Consider the following 13,756-nt stretch of genomic DNA (forward strand, 5'->3'; position numbering starts at 1 on the left):
CCCCGGCGCCCCTTTTGGTTCAGTCTTGCAGTTTGCCCAACGCCCGTAGAATGCGTTCGGGTGTGAAGGGCATTTCGGTCACCTGCGCCCCAAGCGGGCGCAGGGCATCGTTGATGGCGTTCATAACGGCGGCTGGTGCTCCGGCGGTTCCGGCCTCACCCGCGCCTTTGGCGCCAAGTTCGCTTTCCTTGGTCGGTGTTTCCACGTGGCCCACCACCATGTCCGGCATTTCGGCAGTCATCGGGACGAGGTAGTCCGCCATGGAGCCATTCAGCAGCTGGCCGTCCTCGTCATAATGGATTTCCTCGTAAAGCGCGCCGCCAAGGCCCTGAACAATGCCGCCCCGGATCTGTTCGTCGACCAATTGTGGGTTGATCACGCGACCGCAGTCTTCGATGCACCAATGCTTGAGCAGGGTCACAACGCCTGTGTCGGTGTCGACCTCAAGATACGAGGCCTGAACGCCGTTGGTAAAGGCGAACGGATATTCCATCGTGATGAAATGCCGGGTCTGGACCAATTCGCGCGGCAAATCCTTGGGCAAGGTATCACCCCGGAAGTACACGATCCGCCCCAGTTCCTCGAGCGGCATACGCTGTTCGCCGCTATCGGCATCGACAATCTGACCGTCGCGGATATCAAGCTGGCCCGCATCGGCCTGAAGCATCGCCGCCGCGACTTCGAGGATCGAGCCGCGAAGCGCCCGTGCCGCTTGCAACGCCGCCTCGCCGCCAATGCCCGCACCACGCGAAGCCCAGGTACCACCGCCATACGGCGTGACCTGCGTGTCGCCGGTGATGACACGAACCTGCGAAGGCAGGACCCCGACGCCTTCCGCCACAACCTGACTCAGCATCGCCTCGGTCCCCTGGCCCTGCTCGGTCACACCCGACAGCGCCACGACCGATCCATCTGGGTCCATTCGAACGGTGCAGCCGTCTTGTGCCGAGATACGCGCGCCGCCGATTCCATACATGAAAGGCGAAGGGTTGGTCAGTTCGATGAAGGACGCGATGCCTATGCCGCGATACTTGCCTTGCTTGCGGGCTTCAGCTTGATCAGCGCGCAACGCGTCGTAGTCCATCATCTCCATCAGCTTGTCCATCGACGCATGGTGCGACAGGCCTTCGAACTTCATCTTGGCGGGTGATGTCACCGGATATGCGTCGTCGGGATACATATTGCGCCGCCGGATTTCGACCGGGTCCATGCCGATCGCCGCTGCGGCCATGTCGACAAGACCTTCAGTGATCGCCACTGCAATGGGGTGGCCTACCGCACGGTACTGACAGGTTGGCGTCTTGTTCTGGAAGACAACCGTGGTCTGCGCCCGATAGTTTGCAAAATCATACGGCCCGCCACACAGGTTCACGACCTGATTGCCCTCAATGGCCGAGGTGCGCGGATAGACCGAGTACGGCCCGATCCCGGTCCAGTCGTCGACGTCAATCGCGAGGATCTTGCCGTCTGCATCCACCGCGATCTTGGCTTCAATCTCGTGGTCACGGGCGTGAATGTCAGTGCTGAAGCTTTCCAGGCGATCGGCAATGAACTTGATCGGTCGGCCCATCACCTTGGCAATAGCAGCGGTCGCCACCTCGTCGGGATAGACATGCACCTTGATGCCGTACGACCCTCCAACATCGCCGCAAATGACCCGCACGCGGCTTTCGGGGATATCGAGATGCTTGGCGAAGACGGTCTGCATCATGTGCGGAGCCTGGGTCGCGTGATACGCGGTCATCTGCCCTTCGGCTGGATTCCAATCGACAAGGATCGACCGCGGTTCAAGCGTGACGCCGGTATGGCGTGCGGTTCGAAAGCTGGCGGAAACCACCTTGTGCGCGTTTGCGAACATCGCGTCGACATCGCCTTCCTCATGCAATCGGCGAAAAGCGAGGTTGTCTCCCATCTCGGGATGAATGACCGGTGTGTCCTTGTCGAGTGCGGTCATCGTGTCGGTGACTGCGGGCAGTTCTTCGTAATCGACAACCACCAGCGACGCCGCTTCTTCTGCCGCAGCGCGTGTGGTTGCCACAACGGCTACAACTGGCTCACCAACCCAGCAGGCGCGGTCCACTGCCAATGGATGTTCCGGCGGAGATTTCAGACCCTTGAGGTGGGCCAAAACCGCGACCCAGGGCGTACAGACCTCAGCCAGATCGGCACCGGTGAAGATGCGAACCACCCCTTTGACGGCCTTGGCTTCGTCCAGGTCAATTGTACCGATCTTCGCATGTGCCACAGGTGACCGGGAAAACGCCACATGCAGCATACGCGGCAACACGATGTCATCGACATAGCGGCCCCTGCCCTGAACCAGCTTTGTTGCGTTCGGGCGTGGGACAGTCTTGCCAATATAGGAGTTCGGACGGTCGGGATTATTGAACGGGATCGTCATGCTTTTGCCTTTCCAGCGCGGCCTTTGGCGACACTTTCAACGGCATCAATGATCGCCTCGTAACCTGTGCAGCGGCAGTAATTGCCAGACAGGTGCTCACGGATTTCCGCGCGGCTTGGCACACCGCCTCGGGCCAGCAACTCGTCTGCAGCGACCAGCATTCCGGGCGTACAGAACCCGCATTGCAAGGCGTTGCGTTCCACAAATGCGTCCTGCAAATCACTGATGGCGTTGGTGTCGGTCAAACCTTCGATCGTCCAGACCTCGGCCCCGTCTGCCTGAGCAGCAAGCATCAAACAACCCCGCACAGCGTCTCCGTCGACGCGGATTGTGCAAGCCCCGCAAACGCCGTGTTCGCAGCTCGCATGAGCACCGGTCAGCCCTAGCTCGAGGCGCAAAAAGTCGATCATGTGTTGCCCGGCCGGCACCCGGGCCTCGACTGGTTCTCCATTGACCGTCATGGACACGTCAACCTTGTCGCGGAACAGTTCGGTCATGCGACTTCTCCTTTCAGGCGGGCAACTGCGCGACGCAACAGGACACCAGCCAAATGGCGGCGATAGGCGGCACTGGCTTGTGTGTCAGAGGGTGGGTCAATCTCTGCGGACAACGCATCTACAGCCGCGTCCAGATCTCCCGCATCCAGCGCTGCCATTGCGCCGTTCGCAAGAATGGGTTTGGGCCCGACCGAGAACAGCGCGATGCGGTGACCAGCGGCGCGCTTGACCAGGCAAAGCCCGACCAAGGCATAGTCTCCGGAACGGCGTGCAACTTCTTCGATGATCTGCACTTCGTCAGCTTCGGCGACCGGCACCGTGAACGAAGTGAGGATTTCGCCTTCGTTCAGTGCAGTGGTAAAGACCTCCTCAAAGAAATCCTCTACCGCGATTGCACGCGGACCGGTCGGACCCTCGACATGCATCGTCGCTCCAAGCGCGAGCGCACAAGCCGGAAATTCCGCCGCAGGGTCGGCATGGGCCAGCGCCCCACCAATGGTGCCCCGATTGCGGATAGCTGCATGGGCGATATGCGAAACCGCGTCCGTCAATAGCGGTGCGTGGGTCTTTACAAACGGATCAGAACCGATCTGGGCGTGTCGGGTCAGAGCGCCGATCCGAAGCGTTTCACCCTCGACAGCGACGCCAGACAAGTCACTGATCTTCGAGATATCGACCAGCAAGTCCCCGACAGAAAGCCGCATGTTCATCGCGGCGATCAGGCTTTGACCACCAGCCAAAACACGTCCATGGCCGTCCGATGCAGCAAGCAATTCAAGCGCATGACCTAAGCTCTCAGCCCGGGCATAGCCTCCCGCTGATGCCTTCATGGCGTCCTCCCCTCTTTTTTGACCTGCGCCTTATTAAGCGCTTGATCAATACTGTTGAGCAGATGATCTTTAATTGCGAGTCGTTGCAAGAGAAAATTTCTGACACTACCAGACAGCTGAGAGCGTATGATGGACGGACAAACCGATAGCCCCGCCCTCGATGGCGAAGATGGCGCTGCGCGCAAGCGCTTGCCGCCCGCAGAACGCCGTCAGCAGATTGTCGATGAAGCTGTGCGTTTCTTTGCCGAAGTTGGCCTTGAGGGAAACACACGAGAATTGGCACGTCGCCTTGGTGTGACCCAGTCCCTTATTTTCAACTACTTCGCCACGAAAGAAGAGCTGATCGAAGCGGTCTACGAAAAGGTCTACATCGGCCGCCTCGCACCGGATTGGCCAGAACGCCTGACAGATCGCAGTGTTCCGCTACGTGAACGGCTAGTTGCTTTCTATACCGAATACAGTTCGTTGATCTTTGAACGCGAGTGGATGCGCATCTTCATGTTTTCAGGACTTGCCGGAGCGTCCCTCAACCAACGCTATCTCGAGCATTTAGGAAACGTCATCCTTCTGCCACTCTTGGCAGAAACCGAAGCCGTGGCGAATTCTGAGAAATCCCCAAAGATGGAAGACGTTTGGAATCTTCATGGTGGGATCGTCTATATCGGGATACGTCAGCACATCTACCGCATGCCTGAACCTGCAAAACCACAGGAAGAAATCGCGAGGGCAATCGATAAGTTTCTTCTTTATTTCAGCATAGAAATTGAACACTGAGAACCAAAAGGCATTGTTGAAATCGGCCCACACTTGCCATTCGCATCTTGGACGGGCGCTGCGGCGCAGCTTCGTCCAACCGGACCTTCGCTGCGGACGCAATATTCAGTCAGTGTCGAACTGTAGGTCGACAAGACAAGGTTACCTCTTCGGTTATTCTATGTGGAGGTCGAATTAGAGGTTGTCTTTACTCAACCAAAACCGCGATTTGCGTCTGCATGACCGACACAAAGTCACCGTCGGAAGGCCGGGTTGCGAGTGGAGAGAAGACTACGGATTTGAGGCCGATTTCGCTTGCGCGATTCATGGCGCCGTCTGGTGGGGTTGCTTCCCAGATCAATAGGGCCGCACCCGTCTGGTCCGCGATGTCCTGCAGCTCTTGCCACTGAGCGTCATCCGGCATCGCGCCTGCATCCCATTCAAGACTGGCGATGTCTAAACCGTAGGCGCGGGCGAGATATTGGTACCGGGGATGCGTTGCAAGGATTGTCGTTCCTTTCAATGCGGAAAGCGCGTCACGCGCCTTTGCGTCCAACGCCGTTAGCTCCGCCACCAACCCCGGCATTGCCGCGTCGATTTGATCGCCAAGTTCTGGCATCCGCCGCTTCATCGCTGCTGCCAGCGCCTCAGCCTGTTGAGCGGCTTGCGCGAAATCGAGCCATGTGTAGCTGGCGGTCCCGGTGTGCGAATGCTCCCCATCCGCGCCATGGCTGTGGGTGACAGATTGCGTGGCGATGTAGGCATCCGAGAATCCGGCGGAGGTGTCGACCACGCGCGAGCGCGGAAGCGAGGTGCGCGTGGTCCATGTCGCGAAGCCGGCTCCATTCAGGGCGATCAGATCGGCCTGCTGGATCGCGGCAATCTTGGACAGGCCCGGTCGCCAGAAGGACGGGTCACGCCCCTCGGGCACCGGGAAAAGCACCTCCAGCGCATCCCCGCCAAGGCGTTCGGCCATCCAGGCCAGCGGGTAGTTGACCGTCGCAACAACAGGGCGGTCCTGCGCATTGGCGACGCCGGCAACCAAGGACAGACAGACGGCAAGGCGCTTGAGCATCAATTGGTTCCCTGCCCATGGGCGATGTCATCGGGTGTGAGCATCCAGTAATCCGAGTGCCCTTCGCTGACATCGACTTCGATCATTAGGCCGGTCTCTGCCGCGCCGTCGGGAAGGGTAAACTGCGTCTTGCCGTCGGGTCCAATCTCGAGGGTCATCAATAGGACATTATTGGCATCTAGCACACGGATTTCGCCACCTTTTGGCACGCGGCCTGAGGAAAACGTGGACTCCACCGTCACTGTCTCGCCCGTGACTGACGCAAAAACCCGCAGGTCATGCGCTGCGACCGGAAGGGCCGCAACGCAAAGAGCAATAGTCAGGGCGCGGATCATTGCGCGCCCCAGGGTTCAAAATGCACCCAGATCACCGCGCCCAGTTCATGCGCCTTGTCCTGACCTTCGAATTGCATCGGTTCTTCGGCGGTGTTCAGAGCGGCAAAGCCCCACCAGCCCGATGTCGGCACGGCATAACTAAAGACGCCATCGGCATCCGCCTTGACGGTCTGGGTGATCATCAGATCAGACGGGGCCACAGCGCTGCCATCCTGATTGTAGTATTCCACTTCGACCTCGGCATAGGGCACGGCCTCGCCATCCAGCTTGACGATGCCCTGGAAAATGTTGCCTTCCCACAGGGCAAATGGCTTGGACAGGGGGATGATCTCGGTCTTGAGGCCGAGTTCGGCATCCCAGCCTTCGTCATCGCCATAGGCAGAGATGTAGGTCTTGGTGAAATGGGTGATAAAGGCGTCTTCCTCTGGTTCCCAATAGGGTTGCGGCGTCATCGCAAAGACATAGGTGCCGGGACGCTCGAGTCGGTATTCCATAGCAAAGCCGGGATGATCCATGACCTGCATGTCTTCCAGCATGCCAAGCAGGTCCGTGGTGTCTTCGCCATGGGTCACTGTGAAGGCCTCGGGGCGTTCAAGCACCATGCCGATGCTTTCAAACGGATGGGAGAAGGACAGCGTCAGGTCGATGCTGCGCCCGTCTTCCTGGCTGACCATGTTGTCGGACGGGATGATCATGCCGTAATGGGCGGTGGCCGTCGTGGCGAGGGCGGCCATAGCCGCGGCGGTCATCATGGTTTTCATCAGGCGATCTCCAATCGAGGTCTGGTTAAAAAGTGTCACAGCGCAAGAATCCATGCCACAAGCCTGTCGCCGTTCATGGTTACGGCGGTCACAAGGGCAGCGGCAAGGCCTGCAGATAAAATCAACAATAGGGCGATTTCTGCTACGGCCAATTGCAGGATCACGAACCGCCCAGCCCCAAGGCGTTTTGCCGTTTCCATCTCAGAGGCACGCAGACTCCACGCGAGAAAAAGCGACAGTGCGATGGCACCAAAGGCTGCTATTCCGATCAAAAGGGTGACGGCGTCCAGCAGAGTTGCGATGCGGAAAATGCGGTCGACCAGTCCCGCCACGATCTCGGCCGGGACGGTCATCTGCACGGGGTTCTCCGGGTCGAGGTATCGCCCGCGCAAAATTGTGCCGGACCGGGTGTCATAGGGCACAACCAGAACGGCAGAGAGCGGATAGTCGCTTGCGGACCCGTGGAAATGGAAGCTGTCGATGTTGTTCGGCGTGATCCGCTGGAATTGTGTGATCGCCGCATTGGCGGTGATGTTGCCATCGGCATCGGCTGTCACGACGTCTTCGTGTCCGTGGCCGATGCCTGCAATAACCCAGGCCGTCTTGACGTCTGTGAACACCGCTTCATCGTCGGGTGTTCCGGTAGCCGCCAGAACGCCGGTGATCTGCAACTCCAGAGGGTAGACCCCGTCGAGGTCAAAAAGGTTCTCGGGCGCAGAGACCACCGTATCCCCCGGCCCAAGCTCAAGCCGATCCGCCACCTGTGCGCCCAGAACGGCCTCACCGAGAAGCGCTACCTGACGCCCCTCGGCAATCGTCAGGTCCCGGAAGTCGAAATAGTCGAGAGACGTCCCGACGATCCGCGCGCCATTGGTCTGGAACGCCGTGTGCAACGGGATTGGCAGGGCAAGGCCACTGTCCCAAACAGCGTCTTCAGCGGCGCGGGTGATCGGCTGTGTGCGATCCTCGGAAAAATAGACGGCCCCAATTACCAGATCGAGTTGGCTGCCGCGCGCGCCCAGTACCAGCGGCGTCGCTTCGGCGCGTTGGGTCAGTGCCTGTTCCGATCCGCGCAGCAGCACTTGTGTCACCATCGGAACCGACAGGATCAACGCGCCCACAACGACCAGCACAAGGCTGCGCGCCCATGTCCAACGCAGATGGGCAAAGGCCAGAAACAGCGCGTTCATGTCGGTTGCCTCAGGGTGGCAAAGTCGATGACACGGTCGAACCGGGGCAGCAGGTCATGGTCGTGGGTCACGGCCAGCACGGTTGCGCCCATCTCGGACGCGCGGGCAAAGAGAAGGTCCAGAATGGCCTCTTTGGTTTCAGGATCGAGGTTGCCGGTCGCTTCATCCGCAAGGATCAGTTGCGGTTGCGTCACCAAGGCCCGGCAGATAGCAACGCGCTGTTGTTCTCCGCCGGAAAGTGCTTGAGGATGGCTTTTGAGGCGATGGGCGACGCCGCAGGCCTTGGCCAGAGCGTGGGCGCGATCCCTTGCTTCAGCATCAAGGCGCAAGCCTAGGCCCACGCGATAGGGGTAGAGAATGTTCTCGAAGGCGGTCAGGTAGTCGACCAACGCGAAGTTCTGAAAGATGAACCCCACATGCGTCGCGCGAAACCTGCGGCGGCTTGCCTCGTCCAGTGCAGACAGATCATGACCGGCGACTGTGATCTGACCAATGTTTGCCTGAACCAGCCCGGCCACAAGGTTCAACAGGGTTGTCTTGCCCGTCCCGCTGGGTCCGATCACGCCGACACGTTCGCCCGCGTCCACGGTCAGTGTCGGGATGTTCAGGGCAAACCCACCGTGCGGATAGGCGAAGGTCAGATCACGGACCGCGATCAACTGTCTTCCTCCAGCGGGGGGGCGTCGGCATTGCGTTCCAGCGTTCCCGCATCCGTGCGGTCGACATCCGTAAGGGTAAAGCCCGTGATCTTCCACACGCCTGCATCCGACGCCATGACCAGATCGGCGGCATAGGCATTGCCGCGCATGTGCATATGCTCGGAATGGCCGACCACCCCAAGCACGCGCCATTTTGCCGAGATGTTGACGAGCTCGCCTTGCGGTCGCGCGCTCATCCCCAAGAGGGACACCTCATGGATCTCCTGATCCGGGTTCAGTCCACCACCCGCCATCGCGCCAACCCGTTCAAGATAGAGCTGTTCCAATGCAGGCCCGTTCGCGACCTCGGCCAATCGGTCATAGATTGCGGCTTCTTCGGTTTCGCCAAAGGCTTCATAAACCTGTGCGAGGATGACTGGCAGAACCAACGGGCTTTCCTGAGAAAACTCGCGCGGGGTCATTCCATCCGCGGAGATTGCATTGTCTTGATTAGGAGCAAAGAAAGACCACGCCAGAATGGCGAAGCCGGAGATAACGAGGGTTGCGAAGGCCAGGTTTCTGAACATGGTGAATTTAATAATACTCGTCTTGATGGCTGCAAGTCACAATAATCGCTGAAAACCGAGCACACGTCATGAGTGTTTGACGGCCAAAACGCCGTGAAGGTTTCGAAATGGTGGTGAGAAAGTGCAGAACACTCTCGCCGTCGCGACCTTTGTGAATTTTTTGTTCCGTGTCCCCGATAGCTAATCGGGGACACGGCTTCTTGTTTAAGCGACAATCTTTTGTTTACATGCCCTGCGACACTGCGAAACCGCTGAAGCCACCCATGCCCAAATCGCCCAGATCAGTCAGCGCACCTGAGGTCAGGTCAACCATGTAAAGGCTTGCGTTAGACTCGCTATCAATTTGCAAGATTGCGTATGCCATGTCCGTTCCCTCTTCTGGCGACATGATGTCAAAGCCTCCGGCATCGATCACGTCGATTGCCTCGCCGTCCGAGGTCAGCAGACCAACTGTTGCAAGCTCACCTGCGTTGTTGGCAAGTGTGACAAGCGCATTTGCACGTGCATCGATAGCGTATTGAGCTGTGGAACTGGCCTTCTCGCCTGCGATTGCATTCGTATATGCGTTTGCGAAGATCAGCGGATCGGCACCTGCCGACATGTCTCCCTCCACATAAAAGGTGTCAGTGAAACGGCGGACGGAATTGGCGCGCTCATCGCCATCGCCGAAACCATCGGGAAAATAGACCAAGTTCGACCCATCGGCTCCAACCGCGCGCACGGCATCAATTTGATTGTTGAAGTCGAACGCGACAGCCCCTTCGACGATCATTGCGTCTTCCATAAAGTTTGCGCCTAGATCGGACAGAGTGCCGGTCATGGGGTTGACCTCGTAGATCATTCCGTCGGCATAACCAAGAAGCTGGCCGGTCACTGGGCGATAGGCAATCGCCCGCAACGGCGTCTCAAGTGCAAAAGTTTGCACTGTGCCCGGTTCTGCGATGCTTTGCATCGTCACGAGCGTTCCGCCGTTTTCGGCAAGAGCATAGCCCATGGTGCTGGCATGCCCCATGGACAATGCGGGCGTAGCAACGGAAAGCGAAAGAGCGATAACGGCAGAGGTCTCAGTAAGTTTCATAGTGGGTCTCTCGTCATATTAAGGGGTGCCGGAACCGGATATCGGCCGACCTCTCAAACCACGTGTTTGCGAGGGCAAAAGTTTCGCAGCTTTCGATTTTTTTGCGTGGCCTTGGCTCGAAAGGCCACTTAACAACGGAAAAATGAGGTGACGCACTCGAGGCACCCACAAACGAGTATCTCGTGTGACAACCTGCTCGAAGCTCAGGCTCTTTCAGGCACCTTCAATGGGCTGTTATAAGGACATGTCATGCAGAACTTTCCTTTTTGTGGGCACGCCTGTCTCTTGTTATGTTGATGGAAACGCTCCCAAGGTTTGCCTGATAGCGTCTTGGTGAGACCTATGTTTTGGGAAGATTTCTTGGTCAAAATGTGATCCTGAAATCAGTTGCAGCGCGGCGCACAGAGGAATCGCCGGTCTCTGCCTTAAGTGTTGCAGCATCTTTGATGCGAACGCGGCTCGGTTGTGGCATTGCGATCAGCCCGGCTCTTTCGAGCGCTCGCATCTGGCGCGAAACGGTTTCCAGCTTCAGTCCGGTCAACTGCCCAAGATCGGCGCGTTTTACTGCGAGATCGATTTCATCGGGTTGACCTTGTCGCTGGTGGAAGCACCTCAGCATGGACGTGATCCGTTCATGGGCGGTCTTTCGACCTAGCAGAAGCTGCCAATACTGCGCTTGCGCCAGTTGATCTTGCACCAGATGCAGTAGGTTCAGCCGAAGACGTGGAATGGCGACGGCCAGACGCTCGAATGTGGCGTAGGCACAGGTCAGCACTTCAGTTTCGCCGATGGCGGTCAGGGTGCCTTTGGCCCGGTCGCGACTTTGCCGGGCGAACGCTTCACCCGCAAAGGTCAGGGCCAGCAAGTGCGATCCCCCCTCGGGCGTGGCGCGATCCTCGCGTAGCACGCCTGACAAAACGAGCCCGACAAACGGCGCGTCCACGCCGCTGCGTGGCAAGGACTCGCCGTCCTCATAGGTTTCGGACTTAAACGCACGCCGTATTTGGCGCGTCTGGGCCTTTGACAGGCCGTGAAACAGGTCGGGCCGCGGGTCAACATCGATAGGGTGCAGGTCGTGGTCCTGCCACGAGTGTATCATCGCAGTCATGCGGGTTTCCTTGTCTGGAAAGTTTCTTGGAAATACTGACACGGGGCTCGTGGCCCCGGCGGTAAGATCAGACGGGAAACGGTGGCGCGCGGCTACGATTTTGGTGGAGGTAACCTTGTGAAACGGGGCGTTGCGCCGAAACGATCGGTGGCGCCACCGGCCAGAGCCGAAAACGGATCACCGGGCCGGGATCGGGTGCGGCCGCAAGGCGAGCGACACTGACCTGCAGACAATGCGGGCTATCATGGTCTTGGGCAGGGTGATCGTCCTCTACCGGAATGACCTCTCCGTCGTCGGTTAGCCAGACCTCTTGGGTGCCGTCCGGTGTGCAAAGCACCAGCCGGAAACCATCGGGGCCTTGCGCGCGCATGAATCTGTCCGGCACGGTGGCCGAGCCGAGCAGCGCCAAAAGCAGCAGCGAGCGTGTTATGAGGCCAACAAGGCTCAAGGATTAGTGCCCGGAATGGTCCATGTTGGAATGGTCAGCCCCGGCTGCCGGGTCGACCATGAACTCGATCGCGACCTCGCCCGCTTGGCGAAAAATCAGCGTAGCGGGGACCATGTCGCCCTCGTTCGCAGGGCCGCTCAGCCCCATGAACATCACATGCATCCCGCCCGGTTCAAGGTTTACAATCTCACCGGGCGCGATGGGCACTCCGATCAGCGGCCGCATCTTTGCGATGCCATCCTCAAAGATCGTGGTGTGCAGCGTGGTTGAGGCCGCAAATGGCGTGCGTACACCGATCAGTTCTTCAGGCGCGTCGCCTTCGTTCGAAATGGTAACATAGCCTGAAGCGGATTTTGCAGTGGTCGGGGGGGCCGGAATCGATGGGTGGATAATGTGTAGATCGCCGGCCATCTGATCATGGGCCAAGGTCGGTGTTGCCAGCAGCATTAAGGAAAAAATCGCGCTCTTCATATCGGTCTCCTATGGATTGACCCTGTTGATCCGGGCGGGGTGATCGTCGGGCCACGGGTCGATGTGGGCGGGGTTGGTGAGAAACGCCTCGTCGGTCAGACTTTCGAGAAAGGCGATGATGTCGTTGATCTCGGTCTCGGTGGCGTCAAAGCCCACGATCATACCGTCCTGATTGGCGTGGCCCTCCCGCCCGCCATTAGCGTAGTGGGCCAACACAGCGCGCAGATCGGGGATCGAGCCGTCGTGCATGTAGGGCGCGGTCACGGTGACATTGCGCAGGGACGGCGTGCGAAACAGCCCGGCATCGCCCGGCTCGCCGGTGATCTCGATCCGGCCCGGCGCGCTGGCGGGATACTCCGCATACAGCCCGGTATTGTGAAAGCCGGTCTCGACCCATGGGCTGCCCTCGCGCTGGAAGTTGTCGGTAAAGAGCACCCCCTGATGGCAGTGATAACATTCGAACCGATGGTCAAAGAACAACTGCTCGCCACGTTTGGCAGCCTCCGACAGCGCGTCCAGATCACCACCATATTTGAAGCGGTCATAGGGGCTGTCAAAGGACATTAGGCTGCGTTGAAACGCCCCCAGCGCGCGGGTCACGGTAAACAGGTCGGGCGCGGGCCAGTCGGGAAAAGCCTGCGCAAAGCCCTCGGCATAAAAGGGATCGGCCGCGAGCGTCGTAAAGATCCGGTCCTCTTGGCCGGTCGCGCCCATCTCGTCTGGGGCTTCACCGAACAGCGGCACAAGGGCCTGAAACTCCAGCGAAGTCATATGCGGGTTGGCCCAGGCATTCACCGGCAGATAGGCGACATTGGCAAGGCTGGGCGCGTTCAGGTTGCCCAGCGTGCCGTGGATGCCCACCGCCGTCTGACGCCCGTCGGTAAAGGCCCGCGCCGGATCGTGGCACGAGGCGCAAGCCACGGTGCCGTCCCCCGACAGGCGGGCGTCGTAGAACAGGTGCCGACCAAGCTCGACCTTGGCGGCGCTCATCGGGTTGTCTTCTGGCACGGGCGGGCGCGGCATCCAATCCGGCAGCGGCCAATCATAGCCGCCCTCGTCGAGGGCGAGTGCCGCCCCCGACAGGATCACCAGCGCCGCCGCGACAGGCGCGGCGCGGCGCATCTCAGCGTGCCGTGACCAGCGCCTGCTCTACGGCAGGCACATCGCCATACTCCAGTCCCAGCTTGGCCATGACAGTCATGCAATCCGCATCGCCGGGGAAGGACATGCAGCCCGGCGAGGTCTCGGGCGCGTTCACCCGCAGATCGGCCTCGGCCACCACAGCGGCAGGGTCGATGACAAGGGTCTGGGTCGCGGGATAAAACTGGTCGAAGGCGATTTCCATCAGGTTCGGCGTCTTGCACGGCTTGGTGGGCGCGTCGGTCTTGCCCTCGGACGCGCACATGGTCGAGCCAAGATGCAGGAACCAACCCTTGGGGCCGTCCGCGCTGCGGTCGGTCGGGACCATGTCGATGCGCACGAATTTATACCCGCCACGCCAGTTCCAGGAGTTATGGCTGAATCTGGTGTCTGGGCGGTTTGAATGACGGCGGTGCATCTGGTTGGTTTGTTGTTGCGACACAA

The 13,756-nt window shown here is 59.4% G+C and carries 16 protein-coding genes; 1 reads left to right on the forward strand and 15 read right to left on the reverse strand.

Annotation, left to right across the window (positions count from 1 at the left end; genetic code table 11):
• Positions 1-19: 19 nt before the first annotated feature.
• From ACSHXH_RS14600 to ACSHXH_RS14610, 3 genes are read right to left on the reverse strand one after another with little or no spacing between them, the layout of a single operon-like run.
• Positions 20-2,401 carry a xanthine dehydrogenase family protein molybdopterin-binding subunit gene (locus tag ACSHXH_RS14600; protein ID WP_435672546.1) on the reverse strand — a complete coding sequence of 794 codons (2,382 nt, stop codon included), beginning with the start codon at positions 2,399-2,401 and terminating at the stop codon, positions 20-22.
• Positions 2,398-2,898 (reverse strand): (2Fe-2S)-binding protein, encoded by a 501-nt coding sequence (locus ACSHXH_RS14605; protein ID WP_435672547.1) that lies wholly within the window; start codon positions 2,896-2,898, stop codon positions 2,398-2,400. The genes ACSHXH_RS14600 and ACSHXH_RS14605 overlap by 4 nt, the downstream gene beginning before the upstream one ends.
• Complete coding sequence (locus ACSHXH_RS14610) at positions 2,895-3,728, reverse strand: FAD binding domain-containing protein (RefSeq protein WP_435672548.1); 834 nt, start codon at positions 3,726-3,728, stop codon at positions 2,895-2,897. Before ACSHXH_RS14610 ends, ACSHXH_RS14605 begins: the two co-directional genes overlap by 4 nt.
• Before the next feature lie 129 nt (positions 3,729-3,857).
• Between ACSHXH_RS14610 and ACSHXH_RS14615 the strand changes: the two genes are divergently transcribed.
• Positions 3,858-4,502 carry a TetR/AcrR family transcriptional regulator gene (locus tag ACSHXH_RS14615; protein WP_435672549.1) on the forward strand — a complete coding sequence of 215 codons (645 nt, stop codon included), beginning with the start codon at positions 3,858-3,860 and terminating at the stop codon, positions 4,500-4,502.
• 187 nt (positions 4,503-4,689) lie between these two features.
• Here ACSHXH_RS14615 and ACSHXH_RS14620 read toward each other — a convergent pair whose 3' ends face one another.
• The 12 genes from ACSHXH_RS14620 to ACSHXH_RS14675 all read right to left on the reverse strand — a co-directional run.
• Complete coding sequence (locus ACSHXH_RS14620) at positions 4,690-5,556, reverse strand: metal ABC transporter substrate-binding protein (protein ID WP_435672550.1); 867 nt, start codon at positions 5,554-5,556, stop codon at positions 4,690-4,692.
• Entirely contained in the window at positions 5,556-5,891 is a 336-nt protein-coding gene (locus tag ACSHXH_RS14625) for a hypothetical protein (protein WP_435672551.1), read from the reverse strand. Before ACSHXH_RS14625 ends, ACSHXH_RS14620 begins: the two co-directional genes overlap by 1 nt.
• A complete protein-coding gene (locus ACSHXH_RS14630) occupies positions 5,888-6,652 on the reverse strand; it encodes a DUF4198 domain-containing protein (RefSeq protein WP_435672552.1) in 765 nt (254 codons plus the stop codon). The genes ACSHXH_RS14625 and ACSHXH_RS14630 overlap by 4 nt, the downstream gene beginning before the upstream one ends.
• A gap of 35 nt (positions 6,653-6,687) precedes the next feature.
• Positions 6,688-7,842 carry an ABC transporter permease gene (locus tag ACSHXH_RS14635; protein WP_435672553.1) on the reverse strand — a complete coding sequence of 385 codons (1,155 nt, stop codon included), beginning with the start codon at positions 7,840-7,842 and terminating at the stop codon, positions 6,688-6,690.
• Positions 7,839-8,501, reverse strand: coding sequence for an ABC transporter ATP-binding protein (locus ACSHXH_RS14640; RefSeq protein WP_435672554.1), 663 nt, complete (start codon positions 8,499-8,501; stop codon positions 7,839-7,841). The genes ACSHXH_RS14635 and ACSHXH_RS14640 overlap by 4 nt, the downstream gene beginning before the upstream one ends.
• The gene (locus tag ACSHXH_RS14645) at positions 8,498-9,067 is read right to left on the reverse strand and encodes a hypothetical protein (protein ID WP_435672555.1); all 570 of its coding nucleotides are present in this window, start codon (positions 9,065-9,067) and stop codon (positions 8,498-8,500) included. The genes ACSHXH_RS14640 and ACSHXH_RS14645 overlap by 4 nt, the downstream gene beginning before the upstream one ends.
• Positions 9,068-9,290: 223 nt before the next feature.
• Complete coding sequence (locus ACSHXH_RS14650; RefSeq protein ID WP_435672556.1) at positions 9,291-10,145, reverse strand: DUF4394 domain-containing protein; 855 nt, start codon at positions 10,143-10,145, stop codon at positions 9,291-9,293.
• A 364-nt stretch (positions 10,146-10,509) separates the two neighbouring features.
• On the reverse strand, positions 10,510-11,253 hold the full coding sequence (locus ACSHXH_RS14655; protein WP_435672557.1) for a Crp/Fnr family transcriptional regulator: 744 nt from the start codon (positions 11,251-11,253) through the stop codon (positions 10,510-10,512).
• A gap of 67 nt (positions 11,254-11,320) precedes the next feature.
• Entirely contained in the window at positions 11,321-11,701 is a 381-nt protein-coding gene (locus tag ACSHXH_RS14660; RefSeq protein ID WP_435672558.1) for a DUF2946 family protein, read from the reverse strand.
• 3 nt (positions 11,702-11,704) lie between these two features.
• Positions 11,705-12,172 carry a copper chaperone PCu(A)C gene (locus ACSHXH_RS14665; protein ID WP_435672559.1) on the reverse strand — a complete coding sequence of 156 codons (468 nt, stop codon included), beginning with the start codon at positions 12,170-12,172 and terminating at the stop codon, positions 11,705-11,707.
• Positions 12,173-12,181: 9 nt separating this feature from the next.
• A complete protein-coding gene (locus ACSHXH_RS14670; RefSeq protein ID WP_435672560.1) occupies positions 12,182-13,294 on the reverse strand; it encodes an MbnH family di-heme enzyme in 1,113 nt (370 codons plus the stop codon).
• Between the two features lies 1 nt (position 13,295).
• Positions 13,296-13,756: MbnP family protein (locus ACSHXH_RS14675; protein WP_435672561.1), on the reverse strand; the 461-nt coding region annotated here is incomplete at its 5' end.

Origin of the sequence: Marivita sp., assembly GCF_051251565.1 — a bacterium.
GTDB lineage: Bacteria > Pseudomonadota > Alphaproteobacteria > Rhodobacterales > Rhodobacteraceae > Marivita.